At 54.0% G+C, this 25,131-nt stretch carries 20 protein-coding genes and 1 pseudogene; 11 read left to right on the top strand and 10 right to left on the bottom strand.

Features of this window, described 5'->3' with window-relative positions; genetic code table 11:
• The 7 genes from QN377_RS14665 to QN377_RS14635 all read right to left on the bottom strand — a co-directional run.
• Nucleotides 1–674 (bottom strand): hypothetical protein (locus tag QN377_RS14665; protein ID WP_323567638.1); only part of this gene is annotated, 674 nt, incomplete at its 3' end.
• Between the two features lie 3 nt (nucleotides 675–677).
• Nucleotides 678–1,262 carry a 2OG-Fe(II) oxygenase gene (locus QN377_RS14660; protein ID WP_095019253.1) on the bottom strand — a complete coding sequence of 195 codons (585 nt, stop codon included), beginning with the start codon at nucleotides 1,260–1,262 and terminating at the stop codon, nucleotides 678–680.
• Complete coding sequence (locus tag QN377_RS14655; RefSeq protein ID WP_095019252.1) at nucleotides 1,243–1,794, bottom strand: hypothetical protein; 552 nt, start codon at nucleotides 1,792–1,794, stop codon at nucleotides 1,243–1,245. The genes QN377_RS14660 and QN377_RS14655 overlap by 20 nt, the downstream gene beginning before the upstream one ends.
• Nucleotides 1,795–1,880: 86 nt before the next feature.
• On the bottom strand, nucleotides 1,881–2,072 hold the full coding sequence (locus QN377_RS14650) for a LuxR C-terminal-related transcriptional regulator (protein ID WP_095001812.1): 192 nt from the start codon (nucleotides 2,070–2,072) through the stop codon (nucleotides 1,881–1,883).
• Between the two features lie 256 nt (nucleotides 2,073–2,328).
• On the bottom strand, nucleotides 2,329–2,943 hold the full coding sequence (locus QN377_RS14645; protein WP_095001813.1) for a TPM domain-containing protein: 615 nt from the start codon (nucleotides 2,941–2,943) through the stop codon (nucleotides 2,329–2,331).
• A gap of 26 nt (nucleotides 2,944–2,969) precedes the next feature.
• Entirely contained in the window at nucleotides 2,970–3,710 is a 741-nt protein-coding gene (locus QN377_RS14640) for a TPM domain-containing protein (protein WP_095022961.1), read from the bottom strand.
• 154 nt (nucleotides 3,711–3,864) lie between these two features.
• A complete protein-coding gene (locus QN377_RS14635) occupies nucleotides 3,865–4,473 on the bottom strand; it encodes a LemA family protein (RefSeq protein ID WP_095019250.1) in 609 nt (202 codons plus the stop codon).
• Nucleotides 4,474–4,716: 243 nt separating this feature from the next.
• On the opposite strand from QN377_RS14635, the gene bglX reads away from it, so the two are divergent.
• The 3 genes from bglX to QN377_RS14620 all read left to right on the top strand — a co-directional run bounded on the left by bglX (nucleotide 4,717) and on the right by QN377_RS14620 (nucleotide 11,610).
• On the top strand, nucleotides 4,717–7,008 hold the full coding sequence (bglX, locus tag QN377_RS14630) for a beta-glucosidase BglX (RefSeq protein ID WP_095019249.1): 2,292 nt from the start codon (nucleotides 4,717–4,719) through the stop codon (nucleotides 7,006–7,008).
• Between the two features lie 693 nt (nucleotides 7,009–7,701).
• Nucleotides 7,702–10,575, top strand: a complete 2,874-nt coding sequence (locus QN377_RS14625; RefSeq protein ID WP_095001817.1) for a ribonucleoside-diphosphate reductase subunit alpha — start codon at nucleotides 7,702–7,704, stop codon at nucleotides 10,573–10,575.
• Nucleotides 10,576–10,905: 330 nt separating this feature from the next.
• Entirely contained in the window at nucleotides 10,906–11,610 is a 705-nt protein-coding gene (locus tag QN377_RS14620; protein ID WP_095019248.1) for a LuxR C-terminal-related transcriptional regulator, read from the top strand.
• A 72-nt stretch (nucleotides 11,611–11,682) separates the two neighbouring features.
• Here the strand turns inward: QN377_RS14620 and QN377_RS14615 are convergent, their stop codons facing one another.
• Complete coding sequence (locus tag QN377_RS14615) at nucleotides 11,683–12,405, bottom strand: polyphenol oxidase family protein (protein WP_095019247.1); 723 nt, start codon at nucleotides 12,403–12,405, stop codon at nucleotides 11,683–11,685.
• Nucleotides 12,406–12,751: 346 nt separating this feature from the next.
• Between QN377_RS14615 and QN377_RS14610 the strand changes: the two are divergent.
• The 4 genes and pseudogenes from QN377_RS14610 to QN377_RS14595 all read left to right on the top strand — a co-directional run.
• A pseudogene (locus tag QN377_RS14610) lies at nucleotides 12,752–13,372 on the top strand (alpha/beta fold hydrolase); the annotation flags it as partial.
• A 20-nt stretch (nucleotides 13,373–13,392) separates the two neighbouring features.
• Nucleotides 13,393–14,112, top strand: coding sequence for a class I SAM-dependent methyltransferase (locus QN377_RS14605; protein ID WP_095019245.1), 720 nt, complete (start codon nucleotides 13,393–13,395; stop codon nucleotides 14,110–14,112).
• Between the two features lie 3 nt (nucleotides 14,113–14,115).
• Nucleotides 14,116–14,910, top strand: coding sequence for a hypothetical protein (locus QN377_RS14600; protein ID WP_095019244.1), 795 nt, complete (start codon nucleotides 14,116–14,118; stop codon nucleotides 14,908–14,910).
• A 21-nt stretch (nucleotides 14,911–14,931) separates the two neighbouring features.
• Nucleotides 14,932–16,143 (top strand): MFS transporter, encoded by a 1,212-nt coding sequence (locus tag QN377_RS14595; RefSeq protein WP_095019243.1) that lies wholly within the window; start codon nucleotides 14,932–14,934, stop codon nucleotides 16,141–16,143.
• Between the two features lie 167 nt (nucleotides 16,144–16,310).
• Here QN377_RS14595 and QN377_RS14590 read toward each other — a convergent pair whose 3' ends face one another.
• The gene (locus QN377_RS14590; protein WP_095019242.1) at nucleotides 16,311–17,840 is read right to left on the bottom strand and encodes a hypothetical protein; all 1,530 of its coding nucleotides are present in this window, start codon (nucleotides 17,838–17,840) and stop codon (nucleotides 16,311–16,313) included.
• A gap of 477 nt (nucleotides 17,841–18,317) precedes the next feature.
• Here QN377_RS14590 and QN377_RS14585 point away from each other — a divergent pair, with 477 nt between their 5' ends.
• From QN377_RS14585 to codA, 4 genes are all read left to right on the top strand, one after another.
• Entirely contained in the window at nucleotides 18,318–19,547 is a 1,230-nt protein-coding gene (locus QN377_RS14585) for a hypothetical protein (protein WP_141232525.1), read from the top strand.
• A 354-nt stretch (nucleotides 19,548–19,901) separates the two neighbouring features.
• Nucleotides 19,902–21,167 carry a cytosine permease gene (gene codB / locus QN377_RS14580; protein ID WP_130872060.1) on the top strand — a complete coding sequence of 422 codons (1,266 nt, stop codon included), beginning with the start codon at nucleotides 19,902–19,904 and terminating at the stop codon, nucleotides 21,165–21,167.
• Nucleotides 21,164–22,387, top strand: a complete 1,224-nt coding sequence (locus tag QN377_RS14575; protein ID WP_095019238.1) for a PucR family transcriptional regulator — start codon at nucleotides 21,164–21,166, stop codon at nucleotides 22,385–22,387. Before codB ends, QN377_RS14575 begins: the two co-directional genes overlap by 4 nt.
• Entirely contained in the window at nucleotides 22,384–23,619 is a 1,236-nt protein-coding gene (gene codA / locus QN377_RS14570; protein WP_095019237.1) for a cytosine deaminase, read from the top strand. Before QN377_RS14575 ends, codA begins: the two co-directional genes overlap by 4 nt.
• Before the next feature lie 154 nt (nucleotides 23,620–23,773).
• On the opposite strand, the gene flgE is transcribed toward codA, so the two are convergent.
• The gene (gene flgE / locus QN377_RS14565) at nucleotides 23,774–25,102 is read right to left on the bottom strand and encodes a flagellar hook protein FlgE (protein WP_095001821.1); all 1,329 of its coding nucleotides are present in this window, start codon (nucleotides 25,100–25,102) and stop codon (nucleotides 23,774–23,776) included.
• Nucleotides 25,103–25,131: the final 29 nt, after the last annotated feature.

Raw genomic sequence — 25,131 nt, 5'->3', positions numbered from 1 at the left:
AGATGTGTATAAGAGATTTCTCCTCCTCCTATCACGACACTATTACTTTCATTGCTCACAACCACCGAAGAAGGCAACAACTCACCCGTCGTCGCCACCCAATTACAAGAAAAAATCTTATTGGCATAAGCCGTTCTTAGCGTGTTCCGATCTACGATGCGCATATCTGGCGCGCACATATAATCAAGATAACTATCACCTCTATTATTTCTAAAGAAATCGTCAGCAGCAGCCATCACATTCCCGAAAATATCTGAGTGGTAAATTGACAACAAACCTGTCGCAATAGCAGCTACAGCTAAAGACCCAACAAAAAAAGCCCCCGCACCGGACAAAACAACAAATGTTCCAACAACCCCAACTCCATTACCCAGTAGACTATACAGCTCACCCTTTTTAACTTCACGCCCAGCCTTCACATCCATCCCCACCTTCAGGAATGTAATAGTTCCCGCGATAATATTCCCTGGCAGACTAATTATTGGCACGTAGGGGCCCGCCAGTTTAGTCACCGAAGTAACACTCGCCACAACCGCACCTGTCTGGGCTGACTGAGTCAGTAGTGCTGCCCCCTCATTATTGGTTACAAGCTGATCTGATACGGCAACCGCTCCCGAGCCCACGATAACACCATCATCAATAACACCTATTATTATTTCAATTTTACCTGCCATCAGCTATTCCTCAATTATTGTTTTAAATGCCAGGGTCATCCTGACTTGATCACATGTATTTGAAGGTGATCGTGCGGCATGGGGGATTCGCCCGTCGAACACCACCATACGCCTTGGTTTCGGCAATACCGCCTTGATAATATGCTCTTTAGTGTCATTGTAAAAAACCAGTTCACCACCCCAAGAGGTCGGCCAGTGCTCATTACAAAATACAACAATCGTTAATCCGGGATGTACTTTATTGTCTCGATGAATGATCGTATCTTGACCAAACGTCTGTCCGTTCGCATAAACGCCTAACAAAGTAATTTTAAAATCATGCAATGCCAGAAATCGCTCCCACACATGGGTTAAAAAACTCCAAGGCTTATTCCCCCTCAACTCCTCAAGGCTTGACTGAACTAGCGGGCGACCCTTACCTGCAATAAACACGTGCCAGCAGGGCCTCACAGAGGACGAATTTTCATAGCTTGGCCAGTTATAGCGCCACACTTCACCCTTAAGCTGAATAGCGATCGCCTTCTCTTCAGCTTCAGTCAAGAAATCATCAACTACATAAATACCTCCCTCAACCTCCCCTATTGCCATCAACCATACTCCTGCAATAATACCGATTCCAAATACCACACCTGAACATGAAAAAACCGCAATAACTTAAAGCCAGGCACGACAACACAATCGCAAGGTAATTGCCACCATTGTTATATCGCACCCACCACTCAATCTGCTTACGACTCACCATCAATCGAAGTTCATCATCATACACAGCCCATACAAATTCACTCTCACCACTAGCATCTACAGCCACCCACAACTTTTTATGCTTCTGAACATCCAACAACCTTGCATCCTCACTGGAGAACTCAACCCTGTACTTATAACCCCCTTCATCTTGCCCCACAGTAAAATACAAAAAAGCTGACGACTTCGACCGATCCAAAGGATGGGTAACATATGCGCTGCGCAGCACCAACTTTTTCGGTTCCGGCGGCACTTCCACCCTCGCATCCCACATCATCACACCAAGCCCCAGCATAAACAGGCAACTCAACGCCATCACAACCAAATCCACACGGGTCGCCACATAATCAAGCGGTATATATAAAGACAGCTTTTTCATCCTCACCTCTTGCGCACTTGATCTAAAAATAAACTTCAACACCTGACATAGCAACCCTACCGATGTAGGGGGCCCGCAAGCCCATATTAACCTTCACCCATACGGCCAATCTCCACTACTAACTCCATACGACTTCCGACACTGTACTTGCGCAGCAATGAAGACACATGATCCCGTACCGTAAAACCACTTATACGCAACTGTTGCGCTATCTTCTTGTTCGTGCGCCCCTGCAAAAGCAAATCAAGCACTTCTTTCTCCCTGTGCGTAAGCTTCAACCCTTTTCTCCCAAACCATTTAATTTCTCACGGAAAAGCACCCAACAAAAACGCTCAAACACAACCTAGCCATCATTCAAAAAAATGACAACACAGTTTTTCACAACAATGAAAATTATAATCAGAAGAAATTTATATCACGACCCAGCAAGAACTTACTTACGGACAGACAAGAATAAAACCATAAAGATAACTTTACAAAAGCCCGACACTTCTCATCAAAGTGTCGGAAATATCAAAGCCACTAAGAAAATGATTACAACATCACCAACCGATTCGGCAGTTGGTTGCGCGCTTGGGTTTTGGGTATGTGCTGTGCGAGCACTTCAGCGCAGGCATCGATGCAAGTGATAAAACCTTCTGCCGTATGCCCCAACGCCACGCGGCGTACGAAATCGCTGACGATAGTGCCCCAGTCACTGTCGTCCAGATGGCGGGATATCCCTTCATCCACCAGTATTTCGACATAACGTTCAGCTTCACTGACAAAAATCAGTACACCCGTGCGCCCAGCAGTGTGGTGCAGTTTTTGTTCGAGAAACTGGCGCCGGGCCAGGTTACTCGCACGCCAATGCCTCACACGGGGCGGAATCAGGCGCGTGGTAATGGCCGGGATGCGAAAGATCAGGCTAAGAAAGACAAAGCTGGCCCATTGCAGCATCAGCAGAGTGTAAGTCGCCAGGCCGCTGTTCAAGAAGTGCACCACGGCGGGCAGCACCAAGGCAATCAGGCTGGCCCATAGCAAGGGGATGTAGCTGTAGTCGTCGGCACGGGGAGCCAGCACGGTGACGATTTCGGCGTCGGTGTGCTGTTCGGCACGGGTAACCGCGTCTTCGACCTGCCGTTGTTGCTCGGGGGTTAATAAAGCCATAAGTCTCGTACTCGTTAAAAAGTGAATTACCAGCCACCAGAGGCTCCGCCGCCGCCGAAGCTGCCACCACCGCCGCGAAAACCGCCACCACCGCCTCCGCCGAACCCGCCACCGCCAAAACCACCGGAGCGCGAACCGCCACTGCCACCCGAATTGCAGATGCCATAGAACTGACAGGCGGCAACCACCAGTACAAACAGGATAAATAGCAGCATCACCCCCCCGGGGTGCTCGGCCATAAAGTCGCTGCCGTCACCCTGGCTGCTGGCGTAGGCCGGTTCGGCCAGGGGCGTGCCGCCCAATACTTGCAGGATGGCACCCACACCGTCGCTGATACCTTGGTTGTAGTCCCCGGTTTTAAAGGCCGGGGTGATGATCTGGTTGATAATCACCGAGGCCTGGGCATCGGTGAGGCGATCCTCAAGGCCATAGCCGACCTCGATGCGCAACTTGCGGTCGTCGCGGGCCACGATCAGCAAGGCGCCGTTATTTTTGTCCTTTTGCCCGATACCCCAGGCACGGCCCAGTTGGTAGCCGTAGTCTTCGATGGGCATGCCCTGCAGGTCAGGCACGGTGACCACCACCACTTGCTCGCCGGTGGCCTTTTCGTGAGCCTGCAGGCTTTGCGTCAATTGCTCGCGGGTGGCGGGCGTGAGCATTTGCCCCTCGTCCACTACCCGCCCGCTGAGCGCGGGAAAGGTCAGCGCCTGGGCCGTGGCTATAAATAGCCACAGCAACAGGCCCAACCCCAGTCTTGATACGCGCATCGCTACCTCGAACGTTTGTTATCCATTGTGGGAGCGGGCTTGCTCGCGATACATGCGGCGCGGTCTGTCAGGCAAATCGCGTTGATTCCATCGCGAGCAAGCCCGCTCCCACAACAAGCTCGCTCCCACAGGGGGGGGGAACGGTATAAGGCCGTTAAAACTTCACTTCCGGCGCTTTGTCGGCGTCCGGGGTGGTGGCTTCGAATGTGGAGCGCACCGGCAGGTCGCTGTACATCACCGCATGCCACAAACGCCCCGGGAAGGTGCGGATCTCGGTGTTGTAGCGTTCAACCGCGAGGATAAAGTCGCGCCGCGCCACGCTGATGCGGTTTTCCGTACCTTCTAGCTGTGATTGCAACGCCAGAAAGTTCTGGTTGGATTTAAGGTCAGGGTAGCGCTCGGACACCACCATCAACCGGCTCAAAGCTCCGGTCAGCTGGTTCTGCGCGTCCTGGAACTGCTTGAGTTTTTCCGGGTTGTTCAGCGTGCTGGCATCAACCTGGATCGAGGTGGCCTTGGCCCGCGCTTCAATCACCGCGGTCAGGGTGGCCTGCTCCTGCTTGGCTGCACCCTTGACCGTTTCGACCAGATTGGGGATCAAGTCAGAACGACGCTGATACTGGTTCTGCACCTGGGACCAGGCCGCCTTGACCTGCTCGTCGAGGGTGGGAATGGTGTTGATCCCGCACCCCGCCAGCAGACTGCTCAAGGCCAGAAGGGCGAGGGCTTTCCAGCCCACTGCTTTAAAACTTTGTATGCCCATGCTTGCAACGCTCCGAAATAACAACATTGGGTTTATTGACCACACACCACGCCTAATAACTCCCGGCAATACTGGATTGCTCGCGGCGAATCAGCTAAAAGACTGCCTGCCATGCAGGAATACTCCGTTCTAAAGGTAGGTCAAATCTTTGATTCGAGTACTCCTGATACCTCCCCAGAACAATATCGCTGCACGAGCGTGGGTCTCCCTCGCTTCAAGTGAGCGGCTGCGCAGAAGAATCCAATGAGAAATATGTGTTTGCTGGGCATCGTCATCAGCCTGGCCAGTCACACCGCCTGGGCTCAAACCCCGGCCGCCCCGCTCCCCCCCAAAGACGTGTTCGTCGCTGAGCTGCTGAAAAAGATGAGCGTCGATGAAAAGATCGGCCAACTGCGCCTCATCAGTATCGGCCCGGAAATGCCCCGCGAGATGATCCGCAAGGAAATTGCTGCGGGCCGCATCGGCGGTACGTTCAACTCCATCAGCCGCGACGAAAACCGCCCGATGCAAGACGCCGCCATGCGCAGTCGCCTGCAGATTCCGATGTTTTTCGCGTACGACGTGATCCACGGCCACCGAACGATTTTCCCGATCAGCCTGGCCCTGGCCTCCAGCTGGGACATGGACGCCATCGGCCTGAGCGGCCGCATCGCCGCCAGGGAAGCCAGCGCCGACAGTATCGACCTGACCTTCGCGCCGATGGTCGACATCGCCCGTGACCCGCGCTGGGGCCGTACCTCCGAGGGCTTTGGCGAAGACACCTACCTGGTCTCGCGTATCGCCAAGGTGATGGTGCAGGCCTATCAGGGCGCATCCCCGGCCCTGCCCGGCAACATCATGGCCAGCGTCAAGCACTTTGCCCTGTATGGCGCGGTAGAAGGCGGCCGGGACTACAACACTGTGGACATGAGCCCGACACGCATGTTTCAGGACTATCTGCCGCCTTACCACGCCGCCATTGAGGCAGGTGCGGGCAGCGTGATGGTGGCCCTTAACTCGATCAATGGCGTGCCAGCCACTTCAAACATGTGGCTGATGCAGGATTTGCTGCGCAAGGACTGGGGCTTCAAAGGCGTGGCGGTCAGCGACCACGGCGCGATTAACGAGCTGATCAAACACGGCGTGGCCAAGGACAGCCGCGAGGCCGCCAAGCTGGCGATCAAGGCCGGTATCGACATGAGCATGAACGACAAGGCCTACGGTGAAGAGCTGCCGGGCTTGCTCAAGTCTGGTGAAGTGCCGCAAAGCGATCTGGACAATGCCGTACGCGAGGTGCTGGGGGCCAAGTACGACATGGGCCTGTTTGCCGACCCGTACCTGCGTATCGGCAAGGCCGAAGATGACCCGGCCGACACCAAGGCCGACAGCCGCCTGCATCGTGCCGAAGCCCGTGAAGTGGCACGCAAGAGCCTGGTATTGCTGAAAAACCAGAACGATACCCTGCCCCTGAAAAAGCAGGCGCGCATTGCCCTGGTTGGCCCGCTGGCCAAAGCCCCGATCGATATTATGGGCAGCTGGGCCGCAGCCGGTCAGCCTGCGCAATCGGTGACCGTATTTGACGGCATGCGCAATGCCATCGCCCAACAGGACAACCTGATCTACGCCCGTGGTGCCAATATCACGGACGATCAAAGCGTCGTCGACTACCTCAACTTCCTCAACTTTGATGCACCCGAAGTGGTCAACGACCCGCGCCCGGCGCAGGTCATGATCGACGAAGCCGTCAAGGCTGCGCAGCAGGCCGACGTGGTGGTTGCTGTGGTAGGTGAGTCGCGGGGCATGTCCCACGAGTCGTCGAGCCGCACCAATCTGGACATTCCTGCCAGCCAGCGCGCCCTGATTACGGCCCTCAAAGCCACCGGCAAGCCGTTGGTGCTGGTATTGATGAACGGCCGCCCGTTGTCGATCGATGTGCAACAGCAGCAGGCCGATGCCGTGCTGGAAACCTGGTTCAGCGGCACTGAAGGCGGCAACGCCATTGCCGACGTGCTATTTGGCGACTACAACCCCTCCGGCAAGTTGCCGATCACTTTCCCACGCTCCGTTGGCCAGATCCCGACCTACTACAGCCATCTGAGCATTGGCCGTCCCTTCACGCCGGGCAAACCGGGCAACTACACCTCGCAGTACTTTGATGAGGGCAACAGCCCGCTGTACCCGTTTGGCTATGGTTTGAGCTACACCGACTTCAGCCTTTCAGATGTCCGCCTGTCGGCCAAAACCCTGAAGCCGGGCGCAACCCTGACGGCCAGCGTCACCGTAACAAACACCGGCAAGCGTGCTGGCGAAACGGTGGTTCAGTTGTATATCCAGGACGTTACTGCGTCCATGAGCCGAGCGGTTAAAGAGCTGAAGAACTTCGAGAAGGTCATGCTCAACCCCGGCGAGCAGAAAGTCGTGCAGTTCACCCTCAGCGAGAACGACCTGAAGTTCTACAACGCGCAGTTACAGCATGTCGCCGAACCTGGCGAATTCAACGTACAAATTGGCCTGGACTCGCAAAACGTCCAGCAAAACAGCTTCCAGTTGCAGTAATTTCGCGTAATTGCCGGGAAGGCTCCACGCCGCCTTCCCGGCCCTTCCCCGCAACAATCCGTGCTTGACCTTTCCTATCTTTGCACCCGCCTGAAAATGCGTTCGGACAGCGCTGTTTTTTGTGGTAGGGTTCGCGCCCTCAAAATCCGGCACACAGGATTTGTCCCGGCTAAATCCGGTGACAAACGGCTAAATGCCGGTGCAGTGCGGCCTACGTGGATCTCCAAGCTTTCACACACAATTTACACACAGGGTTATCCACAGGCAGTACGTTGCACAACCCCTATAAAACGCATATCTTGTATCAGCTTCGCCAAAAAACCCCATATGTAGGGTTTTAGGCCAAAAACCCAACACAACTCAGACGAGAATTTCAAGCCCTTTTCTCGCGCCTGTCGGGTTAAACCAAACGCAGCTTTCAAAGTCCAAACCGCTTATGCGGATGGCAACCGTTTTCCAGCCCAAAGGTCGGAAAGCGGCCCGGGTGTTGCAGTAAAAATACTGTCATCCAACAGGAATACGGTTTCACGCGGTCTGCGTGAATCAAGACTTCGGCACGGAAGCGGCTTAACCCCCCTTCTGTACGTCCCGAAGTTGTTATGCCCGGTTCATTACCGGTTGTAGTGCTTCAGGACGGAACGGTGGGCACCCAAAAGGCGCCCAAACAAACATAGAGAATGTGGAGACACCCCCATGCAAACCGATACAACTCGCGAGAACTCGCAGGGTACCGATTCAAATCTGGATCTGTCTGCGACCGCGCCAGGCCAGCTGCGCGTGATCAAACGTAACGGGGCTGTGGTTCCTTACACCGATGACAAGATCACCGTTGCCATCACCAAGGCGTTTCTCGCAGTTGAAGGCGGCAATGCTGCCGCTTCGTCGCGCATTCACGACACCGTTGCGCGCCTGACCGAACAGGTCACCGCAACTTTCAAGCGTCGCATGCCATCGGGTGGCACCATCCACATCGAAGAAATCCAGGACCAGGTAGAACTGGCCCTGATGCGCGCCGGCGAGCAAAAAGTGGCCCGCGACTATGTGATCTACCGTGACGCACGCTCCAAGGAACGCGCCAACCGCGCACCGGCCGAAGACGCCGTGCAGGCTCACCCGTCGATCCGCATCACCCGTGCCGACGGCACCTTCGCCCCTCTGGACATGGGTCGCCTGAACACCATCGTTTCCGAGGCCTGCGAAGGTCTGGAAGAAGTGGACGGCGAGCTGATCCAGCGCGAAACCCTGAAAAACCTCTACGACGGCGTAGCGCTGAGCGACGTCAACACCGCCCTGGTGATGACCGCCCGCACCCTGGTAGAGCGTGAGCCGAACTACTCGTTCGTGACCGCGCGCCTGCTGATGGACACCCTGCGTGCCGAAGGCCTGAGCTTCCTGAAAGTAGCTGACAGCGCCACCCACCACGAGATGGCTGACCTGTACGCCAAGGCCCTGCCTGCCTACATCGCCAAGGGTATCGAGTTCGACCTGCTGAACCCGGTGCTGGCCACCTTCGACCTGGAAAAACTGGGCAAGGCGATCAACCACGAGCGCGATCAGCAGTTCACCTACCTGGGCCTGCAAACCCTGTACGACCGTTACTTCATCCACCACGATGGCGTGCGTTTCGAACTGCCGCAGATCTTCTTCATGCGCGTGGCCATGGGCCTGGCGATCGAAGAGAAGCAGAAAGAAGACCGTGCCATCGAGTTCTACAACCTGTTGTCGTCTTTCGACTACATGGCCTCGACACCGACCCTGTTCAACGCCGGTACCCAGCGTCCGCAGCTGTCCAGCTGCTACCTGACTACCGTGCCGGACGACCTGTCGGGCATCTACCACGCGATCCACGACAACGCCATGTTGTCGAAATTCGCCGGTGGCCTGGGCAACGACTGGACTCCGGTACGTGCATTGGGTTCGTGGATCAAGGGCACCAACGGCAAATCCCAGGGCGTTGTACCGTTCCTGAAAGTGGTGAACGACACCGCCGTAGCCGTTAACCAGGGTGGCAAGCGCAAAGGCGCTGTATGTGCCTACCTGGAAACCTGGCACATGGACATCGAAGAGTTCATCGAGCTGCGCAAGAACACCGGTGATGACCGTCGTCGTACCCACGACATGAACACCGCCAACTGGATCCCTGACCTGTTCATGAAGCGCGTCTTCGATGACGGCCCGTGGACCCTGTTCTCGCCGTCCGAAGTACCGGACCTGCACGACCTGACCGGCAAGGCCTTCGAAGAACGCTACGAGTACTACGAAGCACTGTCCCAGTACCCGGGCAAGATCAAGCTGTTCAAGACCATCCAGGCCAAAGACCTGTGGCGCAAAATGCTGTCCATGCTGTTTGAAACCGGCCACCCTTGGCTGACCTTCAAAGACCCGTGCAACCTGCGCAGCCCGCAGCAGCACGTGGGCGTGGTTCACAGCTCGAACCTGTGCACCGAAATCACCTTGAACACCAACAAGGACGAAATCGCGGTTTGCAACCTGGGCTCGATCAACCTGCCGAACCACATCGTCAACGGCAAGCTGGACACCGACAAGCTCAAGCGCACCATCGACGTCGCCGTTCGCATGCTCGATAACGTGATCGACATCAACTACTACTCGGTACCGCAAGCGCGCAACTCGAACTTCAAGCACCGTCCGGTTGGTCTGGGGATCATGGGCTTCCAGGACGCCCTGTACCTGCAGCACATTCCTTACGCTTCGCAAGCAGCCGTGGAATTTGCCGACAAGTCGATGGAAGCGGTCAGCTACTACGCGATCCAGGCGTCCTGCGACCTGGCTGACGAGCGTGGCGCTTACGAGACATTCCAGGGTTCGCTGTGGTCCAAAGGCATCCTGCCGCTGGATTCGCAACAGATTCTGATCGAGCAGCGCGGCCAGAAGTACATTGACGTTGACCTGAACGAATCCCTGGACTGGGCACCGGTTCGCGCCCGTGTACAAAAAGGCATTCGCAACTCCAACATCATGGCCATCGCACCGACCGCCACCATCGCCAACATCACCGGCGTATCGCAGTCGATCGAACCGACCTACCAGAACCTGTATGTGAAATCGAACCTGTCGGGCGAATTCACCGTGATCAACCCGTACCTGGTTCGCGATCTCAAGGCCCGCGATCTGTGGGACTCGGTCATGATCAACGACCTGAAGTACTACGACGGTTCCGTGCAGCAGATCGAACGCATCCCGCAAGAGCTCAAAGAGCTGTATGCCACTGCGTTCGAAGTGGACACCAAGTGGATTGTTGACGCCGCCAGCCGTCGTCAGAAGTGGATCGACCAGGCGCAGTCGCTGAACCTGTACATCGCTGGCGCTTCGGGCAAGAAGCTGGACGTGACCTACCGCATGGCCTGGTACCGTGGTCTGAAAACCACCTACTACCTCCGTGCCCTGGCTGCGACCAGCACCGAGAAGTCCACCGTCAACACCGGCAAGCTCAACGCAGTATCGAGCGGCAAAAACAGTGAAGACGTTGCCGCGGCCCCAGCCGGCCCGGCACCGGTGCCAAAGGCTTGCGCCATTGACGAGCCGGATTGCGAAGCTTGCCAATAAGCTGAGCTGGCAGGCGGGCCAAACCGTCTGACCCAAAACCCCCGTTAAACCCTGGCAACAGTTGGGTTTGGCGGGGTTTTTTGTTTTTTGGGGGGAGCGAACCAACCCGGCTGTGCCTTACCAGTCATTCAGCATGTGAAAACAAGCAGATTCATAAATAAATTTTATTCCGAAGCCTTTGTGTTGAACCAGACAAGTAATTTGTAGGATTTATCCTTCGCAACAAGCAGAACGTTGATAGACCTCGTGGGAAAACACCTATTAACTCCTCAAAGCAGATGGCAAATACTCACCTTATCGCGAAATAGTTAAAGCGCTAAGGGGATCGCCATGAACAATAAAGTGCAACTCAAGTCACTAACAAGCTACCTGAGCAAAACCTTTTCTGCGTGCAAAACGCTCGATGATTTATGGACTGCCTGCATCAGCACAACAAAACAAGTTAACTTCGAACACTTTTCCTTCCGCATTCAATACCCAACACCTTTTACAAATCCAAAAAACCACACCTATGGAAATTACCCATTCAATCCAGACCCGCTACTTAGCACAAAGCGTGCAAACATCACATCAGGTTTCTTTAGAATTTGTACAGAACACTTAGACACATTAAGTCATCTCGAGGCACACAACACTGCCCCCTTATTCAACTTGGATGACAATATTTATTACATAACGCAATCAATACCAAAGCAGGATGGCGTGTTCGAGCACTTACTACTGGCACGAGCCCATCAAAAAATCGAACATAGAGAGATGAAAATACTGCACTTTGTGATAGAACAAATGACAGCGGAAATTCATAACTGGATGAGTAAAATAAATAGCCCTACTTCTTTGGCTGTAACACTGTCGACACGAGAGAAAGAGATTTTACGTTGGGGCGCAGACGGGAAAACGTCTGAAGAAATCGCAATAATACTTGGGCTCTCGCAAGACGCCATAAACTTTCACTACAAAACAATACAAAATAAAATAGGCACTACCAATAGAGCACAAGCCATTGCCTATGCAATTATCAAAGACTATATATAACATATTAAATAATGCCAATTGGAATACGCCCACAAGGCAAAGCAACTACAATATTTGGACCCTCTATTGACTTCAGCATTCTCGCAGGCGTATCCATGAGTACTGAAAAGCCTTCGACTCACTTTGATGCTTTCGCCTCCTGTAACTACCCCATTCATCCCCACTACAATAAGTGCATATCCCCGCCACCTCAACTTGCATACGGCCCACCCCCAAATCCTCTAGCAAATAAAGGCCATAAAGAGTGAGATCAACCCACGCTTCGTTATGACTGACAGGTGCACGACGGAGAGTAACGCCAAACTCTGATTCTGTACGAACTCTAGACCATGGCGCCTGGCGCCCCCGCCAAAGATGTCCATGCGCCTGTTCAATTGTATCAACAAGCTCCTTTCCAACCTCATAGCAACATGAATGTATGGCAGGACCTATTGCAACTTGCAAATGTTCTAACGAGATATTTTCTCGTATGAACGCAAGAAAGGAATTTTCGATTATACCTGCCGCTAATCCTTGCCAGCCGCCATGAATGGCAGCAACGAACTTATCTTTTTTTGAACCTACAAGAATAGGTAGACAGTCTGCTGTCACGATTCCTATGGGACGGGTTGTACGTGTGAAAATCGCGTCCCCAGCGATGGCACCAGACTCATCTGCATCGCCCACTTGAATGACGTTTGCACCATGCTTCTGAGCACAACAAAATAAGTTTGTGGGTTTATGGAAATTGCTGGCCGAGCCGAATGCGTGTTCCAGCCCGGGTAGAGCATTCAAATTATTAGCAAAAAAAGACATTTGAACCTCACTTAAAAGTAATAGCACGCACCTTTATGGCAACACAGGGTCTATGTATTCAATAGTAGGTGCATGGCTAGCTACCTAGACAAAGCAAAGTTAACAATTTGATTTAGTTGAGATTTCAACCTCAAGCACAACCCGTGCCACTCACAACTACCAAATCTTGTAGATGTAAATCTATCAGCCAACGTCTATAAAAACAAATATCGCCCCTACAAATCTCTATCGGGCCAATACTCGACGATGATTAGGATAGGATATGAAACGGCTAATCGAAGACTTTATGGTGCGCTGCGGAACGGCACACTTACGAGGATAATGCTGGCACTGCAACTCCCCTAAGAGAACAGTCTTGCTTATGCACGGTGCTGGCACATCCAGCTGCAAAGGTTTTTACAGTCTTCAAACATACTTAAACTCTCATAGCGTCGAAACGATTGCATTTGATTTTCTTGGGCATGGGCACACCGGCGGAAACTTGCAACATTCCAGCTTGGAAAGAAGAACCGAGCAAGCATTAGCTGTGATCCACAAACTCGACCTACAGGAAGGTCTTAATATAATGGGCTTCAGCATGGGGGCGCATAATGCACTCCATATAGCTTCACAGATCTCGGTTGCTCGCCTAGGGCTGGCGATACCCGCGATTTATTCAGAAAAGGCTGAAACCTTAAAATTTGGCCCCTCATTTTCATCCTGCATACGCCAATACCGAAGTTGGGAACACAGCAAATGCTTTTCCATCATCCAACACTTCAAGGGGAAACTGCTTATTATTTCTGCAGAAAAAGACATGATCATTCCCGCTGAAATCCCTTGCAAACTGATTGAATACGCACAAAATTGCCTCGCTGCTGAGCACCATTGTATTCGTCAAGCTGGCCACGATCTAGAAACACACTTCAGTGAATACCCACACAGTAAACATCTGGCTTTGAACAGCATTTTAAGATGGATTACATAAGACGTTGACTGGAATTCATAATGAAAAATACGTTTGATTATCTTTATATTTATTTTTCAGAAAATTATCTTACCCATGAGAGGACGAAGAAAGAATGCACTCTTATTGAACATCTTTGCAGCCTTGAAAAAGGTGACCACGTACTGGATATCGGCTGCGGCCATGGTCGAATTTCCAATGAGCTTGCTCACAGGGGCTATCGTGTAACGGGCATTGACTGGAGCCAGAACGCACTTGACTTGGCTATCCTTAACGCTCGTAAAAGCAACCTTGATATTTGCTACAAAAACAAAAACTTCCTTGACACGCTCTGGAGGGAAAAATTCGACTGTGCGCTTAGTTGGTACACATCTTTTGGATACTCTAATGACGAAATTTGCAAATTGCAATTAAGCAAAATTTACGATTCATTGAAGAAAGGAGGCCGTTTTTTGATTGATCATATTAATCGTGATCGCTGCCTTAAATACCTTCCCACCTCAAGTGTTCTAGAAAGAGAAGGGAACTTTATGATCGACCACTTCGACTACAACCCTGCTCAAGGAATACTTCATGTTAGACGCCAATTTATTAAAGATGGAGAACTGAGTGAAACACCTTACAATATCCGACTATTGACATTCACAGAAATCAAGGAGTGGATGCTACACGCAGGATTTAAAAATATAGAGGGCTATAATAATAAGGGACAACCTTTTAGCGTTGACAGCGAAAGAATGATCCTAACAGGCGTGAAATAACTTATGAGAATTATATTTTCGGAGTCAAACCCTGACTACAAAAACTATACATTTCCTTACGCTGTTTGGGCCATACCTGAATCACAGGAAGAAATCGTTGAACTCTATGGCCGCGGCTTTTTACCTTCACGCAAACCGAGATTCTATTTAACCCGAAGCACAAGAATTACCCTGAAAAGATTTGAACTTACCTATAGAGCTCGACGAACGCTCAAAGCCTGTCAAGATATAGAAATGACGCTTATTAATATCAGCGATTTCGTTATCGACAAGAGCATCCGTGAATTATGCCTACAGTGTGCGGAACAGCGATTTGGGGAAGGAGTGATTAATGAACAGCGACTTAACCGAATCATCAATCCGGAAAATGCGACGCACATCATGCACTTCACCAGGAAAGAGAAAACTGTCGGCCTAGTAACAATTAACACAGCTCCTAAAATAGCACACTATAACTTTGCCTTCTATGACATTACCGAACCAAAAAAATCGCTAGGCACGTTCATGCTGACCGCAATAATTAATTACTTTCACAACCGTGACTGCAACTACCTTTACATGGGCACATGTTACGGGAAAAAATTCTTGTATAAAGCACACTTTGAAGGGTTCGAGTTTTTTAACGGCGCTCAATGGTCATCTGACATGAACGAACTGAGCTTTTTGATGGAGCGCCCTCACCAACCGAATCACTTATTTGAGTCATCCGATTATCTGAATACATTCCATCCAATAACGCTGGATATTGACGTACACGAGACAGGCTTCCGTTACATTACTCAGGCGCATAGCGCCTGACGATTAAAGGCGCACGGAGTAATGAGTCAAATATCAGTCCCCGCATATGCCACTGTTATATTTTTCTCGAGGGCTGGAACCGGTATATTTTTTTTTATAAATACTTGGATTGTGATTGACTTAACAGGGTACGCCACAAGTGCGGCAATAAGCTTGTTGATTGCAACACTGCCCAGCCTATTTCTTTCAATGATAATCGGAAGTATGGCTGACAAATATCCAGCTATAAAGCTTGTGCTATATTCTGAATGCACGCGCTGCCTGACACTACTGGTATATGCATCGTTATTTGTCATGGATCGAGCATCCCCTGCATTCGCTTACTCCGTCAGCTTCTTAATGTCCATTTGCGCAGAAATACAACTATTGTCTTGGCGTGTCATTTTGGCAACGTTCGCAACTCATGAAAAAAACTTCAAACTCAATGCACTTTCTGTTACCAGTGGGCAGGCAGGTGTCATAATTGGAGCAACAGGCTCCGGCATGTTATTCGTAACTCTTGGGCCGACCTTTACTATCGCTATCGCCAGTACTATTTTCTGGGCATCCAGCTGCTGCATTGCTTATATGGCAAAGGCGCTTCACTCGCCGTGTGCGAGTGCGATCACCAAGATAAGCACGCTAAACCATTTGGTCGCTCACCTGAGATCCATACTTGAAGGCTTTCAATATATCACCCAGCAACCCCGCCTCATCGGATACTATCTGCTGATACTGCTAAACACAAACATACTATATATGTCAAATGCATTACTTGCCCCCTTCGTAAAAGGACCTCTCAATCTGAATGCAAATGCATATGGACAGATTGACGCCGCCTATTCTATTGGAGCAATCATTGGCGGACTGATTATAGTAAAACTCACCCAACGACTCGGCACTTTGAAAATCACCCTATTGGGCCTGACCACCCTAGCGTTATCACTATTCATCTTCGCTCAATCTGAAGCTTTCCTTCTGGCCTTTTTTTCATATATTGGAATTGGCCTGGGATGCCAAACATCCATTGTAAGTCTCAGCCATGCACAAAGAATTACTGATCCGACACTACACGGGAGAGCCTACGCAACCTTAAACACTTTAACCGGATGTTTCGGCGTACTTATTTTCATATTAAGTACACAGTTCACTTCACATGAAGAGCTACGAAACATGTTCGAATACCAAGCTATTGCAGTGACGACTGTTCTATTAATTATCGGTGCTAGCAAAAAAATTAAAGACTCTCTATAAACCGGATACCACATATGAGTCCAAAAGCACGCGCCGGATTGCGAAGCTTGCCAATAAGCTGAGCTGGCAGGCGGGTCAAACCGCCTGACCCAAAACCCCCGTTAAACCCTGGCAACAGGTGGGTTTGACGGGGGTTTTGTTTTTTGGAGGGGTGGGGAGTTACGCGGTCATTTGCGCCAATCGGCTATCTGCTGCGCAGTGGCGTAGAAATCAACGCCAGCACCCAAGGCTTGCTGCCCATCCGGCTGATTGTGACGTAACCCCTCAAGCACTTGAGCATGACTGCGACGGAATTGCCCAAGCTGTTTTGCACCTTGCGGGCTGGCCGTTTGCGCTGCTGTCTCGATGCGTTGATACAAGTCCATCTGATTGGTAGCCGCCAGGTTGGTGGGGACATAGGGGCGATTAGCCGCAACGGCCTCTGCAATCGGGAATGTTTCGGCAAAGGTATGGTAGCCGCCAAAGTTCATGAAGGCGGCAATACCCAGCCCGGCCGCCAGCACCATGTGTTCATTGCCATAGATTCTATCCGGGTTCAACGTGTTGAGCGCCAGCAGCACGTCACAGGTACTGCCGGATTGCGCCCCCGCAGATGGCAGACCCTTGAGGTTGGACTCCATTGCGAATGTGCCAAAGGGCTGCCAGCGATTGATACCCACGCCATGCAGCATTGAAAAATGCTCCAGCATGCCGGTCAGGCCTTGCTGGGAATAGGCTGGCGGCACGTTCTCCATTTCAGCCTCTGACATGGTGAAAGGCCGGGTCAGGTCTGCAATCGGCGCACCTTGACGGGGAATTGCATTGAGATTCTGATTGCGATCACCCAGCGCTTTGCGCAAGGCGGCCTGCTCAGTGCTGTGCGGGTCGACCGTGTTCTGTACCACCAGCCCAAACCCCATCTTGAGCTTGGCCGCATCTTCATAAACTCCCTTCACCGGCCGCAACTCCCCGCCGACTTCCACCATAGGCATCCGTTCACTGCGGGCACGACTGAGCGGATTGTCAAAGGCCGGCGTACGCGTCTTGCTTGAAAACTCCTTGAAACGATCAGCGAACTGATCTGCCTGCGCATCAAGACCAGCCTCACGCAGCAAGGCCACGCAAGCCGCGGTATTGGCTTGTTTGTGCTGCGCATAGAGCCCGGGTTGACTCTCGTCTTCTACGGGGGCCATCAACTGGCACATCGTGCTGCCAAAAGCGCTCGACGCACGGATTTTAGTCAGCAGGTCAACATGGTTTTGCTTGTCGAACCCTTCTGTACATCCGGCCAGAGGAGTCTGCAGCGTGTTGATCAACCACGGTTGCAGCGCCTGCCCGGGTTTCATCTGCCGACCAATCTGGTCGGACTGTGCTGCCAAAGGCTCGATGGTGGCCTGCAGAACATCGCGCAACGGCTGCTCCCGTCCCTTGTAATGGACGGCAAGCCCACCCGCCACGCTTTGCTCGCTCAACCCCTGACGCAACACCGTTGCCAGTTGTGCGGCGTGCTGGTCGAACACTTCACCTATCCTGCCTGGCTGGTTCAACAAGGCCATGCTGGCGCCCGCTTCAAAAAACTTGCTGTTGGTGATCATCTGTCTTTGTACATCCGTCAGAGCAACACCATGGGGACTGCTTTGAGCAACGGCATCTGGCTTACCTTGACTGTCGATGCCATATACCGCATCGAGCGATGTACCTGACCTGGAAATAAACATGATGCTCACCTCATTAATAGTGCACTTGGATAGATGGGGCATGGAGAAGGCACGCACAGGCTCGCAAACCAGTAGCAAACCTGGCGACGCAACAGGCCATTGGGCCGCAAACTTTGCCCTTGAACTAAAAACAAAACAAATATCAAAGTGTAAGAAAATAACAAGGAAAGACGAACAGCCCTCTTAATTATTAGCGTACTGAACCGAATACATACTCACATCCAATAAACACTTTCACGGCAATAAAGACATGATGCCTTATCAATAACACTTGCGATCTTTGTACCTGTTAACCCCCGGTAACAGTTCGCTTGCACGTTGTGGAACCCGCCCTGCAGCCCGGGCCACAGACTGCGAGACATGTAATGGACTGCACGGTCGCCGATACCCTCCCTGCTCCCGGAGTGTGTTGCTTGACCGTTCACATGTTGTTTCCCACGAAGGATGACCACCATTCGATCGAACGAACGAAAACACATGAAAGATCTCAGCTCGATTTCCCCCTTCAGGTTTACCCCCACGGACAGCGTTGCCCGGGGGACTTCACACATCAGCGCCGGCGCCATTCCCGCCGCCCCACCTTGCTGTACACCCAAAGAAATATACGATCGTGTCCACCAGGAAATATCCCGGCGCTATCTGTCATTCGATCAAGGTAAGGAAATGGGATTTGCCGGCAAGGCCGGAGTAACCGGTGATATCGACTTCATTACCAAAAAAGATTTGATTGGCATACTGCGACACTTGAAAGAGGATGAAAGCGCACTGCAGGAGAGCAAAAAAGACTCTGCTCGGACTCAACTTTTCGACAAGATTTATTTGATGTCCGGGGACAAGGAGACAGGCAGAAACTGGAATTTAAGACTCCACAATTACAGTGTGCGCGGCACAGGGCTTGGAGGCGAAGACATCCCCCACCGTCATCGCTGGACGCTGGCCAGCAATGTGCTTACTGGTGGTTACAACAACGTCAATTACGAAGAACGCAGTGTCTCGCAGCCCCATGACCCCAAAGACAAATTCAACAAATACGTGCTTGGCGCATCGAGTGCGCAAACAACCCAGGGCGCCAGGGGGGCAACGCTTGTAAACGAAGCCGTGATGGTTCCCTTCAAAAATGAAATTTATGCCAAGGGTGACATCAATCATTTCCCGATTGCCCTGCCGCACAGTGTTGATACAGCCCCTGCCTATATGGGGACTACATTGACCCTGGCCCACACGGGCGTGCCGACGACAGATACGTCCATTGCTTATTACAAAGAAGCGTTCACCAGCTTGCCTTCACTGCACTTTGAAAGTGTCGAGGCCTTCAAGGCGTCCATTGACCTGCGCATCGCGCAACTTCAGGTGCTGGACTTGCAGGACAACCTGAGTACGTTCCTCAACGCCAGGCAACAGAACAACCAGCCGTTAACCCCCGACGAAACCCGGCACCTGAGGGATACCCACGAGTACAACTATGTAGAAACATCGTTGCTGCCGGCCCTGGCCATTTACAACATGGAAAAAATCAATGGCATCGAGCACCGGGAGTTCTCGGCCGACACGGCGAAATTTCTCGATAGCCAACTTTCACAGATCAATCAACGTGTACTTAACACCCTGATCGAAGGTAACCAGACGGACCTGATGGACCAGCGCCTTTCCCTGGTACTGGAGCCCGGCGCTTTCGCCCAGGCCATGGCTGAAAGACAGGGGCAATAAACCTCGATTCGCGGATCCGCAGCGATAGCATTGCGTTCTAACTGTTGGGCACTGTGGGAGCGGGCTTGCCCGCGATTGTCCTGTTACACCGCAGCGATCCCGTCGCGAGCAAGCCCGCTCCCACAGAACGTGTAACCATCACCCCGAAACAGTGCGCCCGCGCCACAAAATGAATCACTCTGCACATTCTTCAGCCTGATATTCGCTCGCCAATAGGCACTCTGCACACCCGCCCATATGCCGTGTGCCCGCTTTTCTCCGGTTTACCCGCCCTGACAAAACAGGCCCGCTTATTGCTCTGGCTCCTGTGTGCTACCGATATCGGCGCACCCATTCGAGGCGGAGAAATAGACCATGAGTTCACCCGGCGATTTTCCTTTGAGCGAAGCCCCGCGTTCAGCCCGCAAGGGGCTGTTGTCGATTTCGATGGTGCTGTTCAGCTTTACCTTCTTTACCGGCACCATGTTCGCCGGTGGCAAGCTGGGCATGGCCTTCAACTTTGTCGATATGCTGTGGATTGCGGCCATCGGCAATACCCTGCTGGCGCTGTATGCTGCCGCCCTGGCCCTGATCGCTTCGCGCAGCGGCCTGAACACGGTGCTGATGGGACGCTTGTGCTTTGGTGAGGCCGGTAGCCGCCTCTCGGACTTCCTGCTCGGTTTTGCCGAACTCGGCTGGTACGCCTGGGGCACGGCAACCGTGGCCATCGTGCTGGTGAAGATGCTCGGCCTGGCCGAAGGCTTCACCCTGCCCTTGATGGTGTTTTTCGGCATGGGCTTCAGCATCACGGCGATCATCGGCTACAAAGGCCTGGATGTGCTGTCGCGGGTTTCGGTGCCGCTGATGTTTGTCCTGCTGATCGTCTCCATGTATATCGCCACGCAGCATGTCGGCGGGTTTTCCGGGCTGGCAGCGGTGATCCCGCAGCAGACCATGACCGTCTCGGCAGCCATTACCATGGTCTTTGGCACCTTCGCCAGCGGTGCCACCCAGGCCACCAACTGGACGCGGCTGTCGCGCAGCGGACGCATCGCCGTGACCGCCAGCGTGGTCAGCTTTCTGCTGGGCAATGGCCTGATGATCGTGGCCGGCGCCTGGTGCGCCATGGTTTATCAACAGGCCGACATCGTCGAAGTGATGATGCTGCAAGGCCTGTCGTTTGCCGCCGTAGTCATGCTGTGCCTGAACCTGTGGACGATCCAGGGCCCGACCATCTACAACGTGGCCGCTGCCACCTGCCATCTGGTGCGCAGCGAACGCCGGCGCACCATGACCCTGCTCGCCGCCGCCGTGGGCGTGCTGCTGGCGATGGGCGGCATGTATGAAATGCTGATTCCGTTTCTGGTGCTGCTGGGTTCGGTCATCCCGCCCATTGGCGGCGTGATCATGGCCGACTTCTGGTTTCGCCATCGCGGCAAATACCCGGCCCTGGCCAGCGTCCAGTTACCTCGCTACAACCTGGCAGGGCTGACCGCCTATGCCGTGGGCGCCTTGCTGGCCTATTTGTCGCCATGGATTGCGCCTCTGGTAGGCATTGGCGCATCGGCCATCGTCTATATCGTGCTGCTGAAACTCAGCCGTCAACCGGCGGTGCTGCCCACCGTCCAGGAGCCCCTTTGAGCCTGACCGTTGAAGAGATCCTGGCCCTGCCCGGCCTCGAAGAGATGACCCTGCGGGCCGGCGCACGCAACCGCCAGCGCAGCGTGCGCTGGTCCTATGTGGCCGAGAACGAAGGCATCGCCGGCTGGGTCATGGGCGGTGAGCTGGTGTTTGTCACCGGGATCAACCACCCCCGTGACGAGGCCAACTTGCTGCGCCTGATCGACGAAGGCAGTGACTGTGCGATTGCCGGACTGGTGATCCTGACCGGCGAGACCTTCATCCACAGCATTCCCCCATCGGTGATTGCACTGGCCGAAGCCCGCGGCGTGCCCCTGATCGAGCAACCGTACTTGCTGAGAATGGTCATCGTCACCCATTTGATTGGTACTGCACTGGTACAAATGGCCCAGACCAAACGCTCGCGCCACGACATTCTGGCGCAACTGCTCAGTGGCGATTACCCCAGCCTGGCCACCCTCCGCCAGCGCGCAACGCACTTGCAGCTGGCGCTGGACCAACCGTGCCGCCTGGTTGCGCTACGCTTGTCAGCAGTCAGTGTACTGTTTGCCAGTCACGCACCCGAGGAGGCAGAACGCCTGTTGCAACACACCCGCCAGACCGTACAGGATCACCTCGACGTGTGGAGCCGTGCCCTGCCCCGCGCGTTGCCGGTGATCGTGCAGGGTGATCTGTTCATCCTGTTGCTCGCTGAAGACAACAACCTGCGCACAGAACTGGCGAGCCTGTATCGAGACTTGCAGGCCATCATCGGTAATCTGGCGCTGTTTATGGGGCTGGCAGGCAAGGTCGAGGATTGCGCCCATTATCACCGGGCCCTCAACGAGGCACGCCAGGCGCTGGATGTTGCAGAAAACCTGCGCCCGGCCACCGGCTTCTGCGATTTCAGCGAACTGGGCGTGTTGCGTCTGCTGCAGGCCGTGGGCGAACGCTCGGTGATCGAGGCTTTCGTACAGCAAACCCTGGGGCCGCTGATCGAACCCAACCGCAAGCAACCCCATACCTTGATCGATACCCTGGATGCCCTGCTCCAGGAGAACGGTAACGCACTCAAGGCCGCGCAACGCCTGAGCATCCATCGAAATACCATCAATCAACGCATGCAACGCATCGAGCAAAACAGCGCCCAGTCGATCGATGACCCCCTATTCAGAATGAATGCTTCGGTGGCCCTGCTGGTGTGGCGCATGTCCGAAGCTCAACGACAGGAACGACCATGAAGATCATCAATGCCACACTGCGTAAAACCTCGGGTCTGCACACGGTCACCTGTGAAGGTGCGCTGATCAGTGCCATCACCCTGCAGGCAGGCAGCGTGCCGGCGCAAGCCGGCGATATCGACGCCCGCGGTCAGTTGCTGATTGCGCCTTTTGTAGAACCGCATATCCATCTGGACGCGGCCCTGACCGCCGGCCAGCCCGAGTGGAACCTCAGCGGCACCCTGTTCGAAGGCATCGAACGCTGGGCGCAGCGCAAGGAAACCATCACCCATGAAGACACCAAGCAGCGTGCCCACGCCACTGTCCGCATGCTGGCCGAACACGGCATCCAGCATGTGCGCACCCATGTCGACGTCACCGATCCAACCCTAGCTGCCTTGCGGGCGATGATTGAAGTGCGCGATGAAACCCGCCACCTGATCGACCTGCAAATCGTGGCATTCCCCCAGGAAGGCATCGAGTCCTATGCCGGTGGCCGTGAGCTGATGACCCTGGCCGTGGAGCTGGGCGCCGATGTGGTGGGTGGCATCCCGCACTTTGAAAACACCCGCGAGCAGGGAGTCAGTTCGATCAAGTTCCTGATGGATCTGGCCGAGCGCACGGGGTGCCTGGTGGACGTGCATTGCGACGAAACCGACGACCCCCACTCGCGCTTTCTTGAAGTGCTGGCCGAAGAGGCCCGGGTACGCGGCATGGGCAGCCGGGTGACCGCCAGTCACACCACAGCGATGGGTTCGTATGACAATGCCTACTGCTCCAAACTGTTCCGCTTGCTCAAGGCATCAAAGATCAACTTTGTCTCGTGCCCGACCGAAAGCATCCATTTGCAGGGTCGTTTTGATACCTTCCCGAAACGCCGTGGCGTGACCCGGGTGGCCGAAATCGACCGTGCCGGCATGAACGTGTGCTTTGGTCAGGACTCGATCAAGGACCCATGGTATCCGCTGGGTAATGGCAATATTTTGCGGGTGCTGGATGCCGGGCTGCATATCTGCCACATGATGGGTTTTGAAGACCTGGCGCGCAGCCTGGACCTGGTCACCGACAACAGTGCACGGACGCTGAATCTGGGTGAGGGATACGGTATCGCAGTGGGCCGCCCGGCGAACCTGGTGGTGCTGGATGCCGACAGTGATTACGAAGCGGTGCGCCGCCAGGCCAAGGCGCGGGTATCGATCCGCGCTGGCAAGGTGCTGATGACGCGGGTACCGGAGCAGGTGGAGTTCAGCTGAGACCCGCGACGAACATGGTGGGAGCGGGCTTGCTCGCGATGGCATGCCCGGTTTGCCTGACATGCCGCAGCGTCTGCATCGCAGGCAAACCAGCTCCCGCAGGTTATATATTGCTCACGCACCCGATGCCCGCAGGATCATGATCGCAGAGCTATCACGTCATCTGAATGATGGTCTGCATGATGGTGCTTTGGGTCGAGATGGTTTTGGCGTTGGCCTGGTAGTTGCTCTGGGCCTTGATCAGGTCCACCAGCTCACTGGTCAGGTTAACGTTGGAGTCTTCCAGCGAGTTGGACTGGATGGCGCCCAGGCTGCCGACCTTCGGTGCGTCGTAACCCGCCACGCCCGAGGCGTAGGTCTCTTTCCAGGCCGTGCCGCCCACTGGTTGCAGACCCTGCTCATTGGTAAAGCTGGCCAGGGAAATCTGGCCAATGGCACGGCTCTGGTTGTTGCTGAAGTTGGCGAACATCACACCCGAACCGTCGATGGTCAGGTTGTTGATCTGGCCGGTAGCGTAGCCATCCTGGGTCGGCGGGTTGCGCGAGGTGTCGGTGTTGTACTGAGTGGTTTTGGCCATGTCGATGGCAATCCCGGTGTCCTTGGCTGCCGCGCCGTTGGACGCCCACTTGCCATTGACCATGGCGCCCGGCATCCAGGTGCTGACGGTCAGGGTGTTGCTGACGATATCGGGTTCGCCGGCCACCGGGTTGGGCGTCGTCACACTGGTCAGCCCGCCGGCTGAGTCGAATTGCATGATCGAAGCCACCGGCGCCTTTGCGCCGTCTCCGCTCACTGCGCTGCCATCGGGGTTGCGACCGTCAATCAGGGTGTAGGCCTTCCAGGTATTGGCACCGGTCTTGACCATGTACTGGTCCATCGGGTGTGGATTGCCCTGGGTATCGTAGACCGTAGTACTGAAGCTTTTCGTATAGGATTCGGCTTTGCTCGGGTCGAACGGGTTGGCGGTCTGATCAATCACCGCAGCGTTGGAATTGAGGTTGATCGTCGAGTCCACCGAGCCCGTCGCCTTGGGCGCCAGGTTGGAAGTATCGATGCGCAGGTCGGTCAATACGCCATTAACGATATTGCCATTGGCATCCACGCCATAGCCCTGCAAGCGCGCAGTGCCATCAGAGCTGGTGACAAAGCCGTCTTTGTCGGCCTTGAACGTACCGGCGCGGGTATAGCTCAGGGAGCCGTTGTCACTGAGCACGAAAAAGCCGCTGCCCTGGATGCCCATATCCAGCAGGTTGCCGGTGTTGTTAACCGCACCTTGACCAAAATTTTGCGAGACCGCTGCCAGGTTCACGCCACTGCCGATGGTCTTGCTGCCGGTACCCAGCTTGCTGGCCGAGTAGATATCGGCGAATTCCGCACGCGAGGCCTTGAAGCCGGTGGTCGCAGAGTTGGCGATGTTGTTGCCGGTCACGTCCAGCTGCTTGTTCGCCGCATAGAGGCCGCTAAGGCCGATATTGAATGACATGTTTCTCTCCTTGAGGCGTATGAGTCGGC

This window comes from Pseudomonas sp. CCC4.1, assembly GCF_035019225.1.
GTDB classification, from domain to species: Bacteria; Pseudomonadota; Gammaproteobacteria; order Pseudomonadales; family Pseudomonadaceae; genus Aquipseudomonas; species Aquipseudomonas bubulae.
The sequence above is the reverse complement of the archived record's forward strand: the minus strand, read 5'-3'. Positions and strand labels throughout refer to the sequence as shown.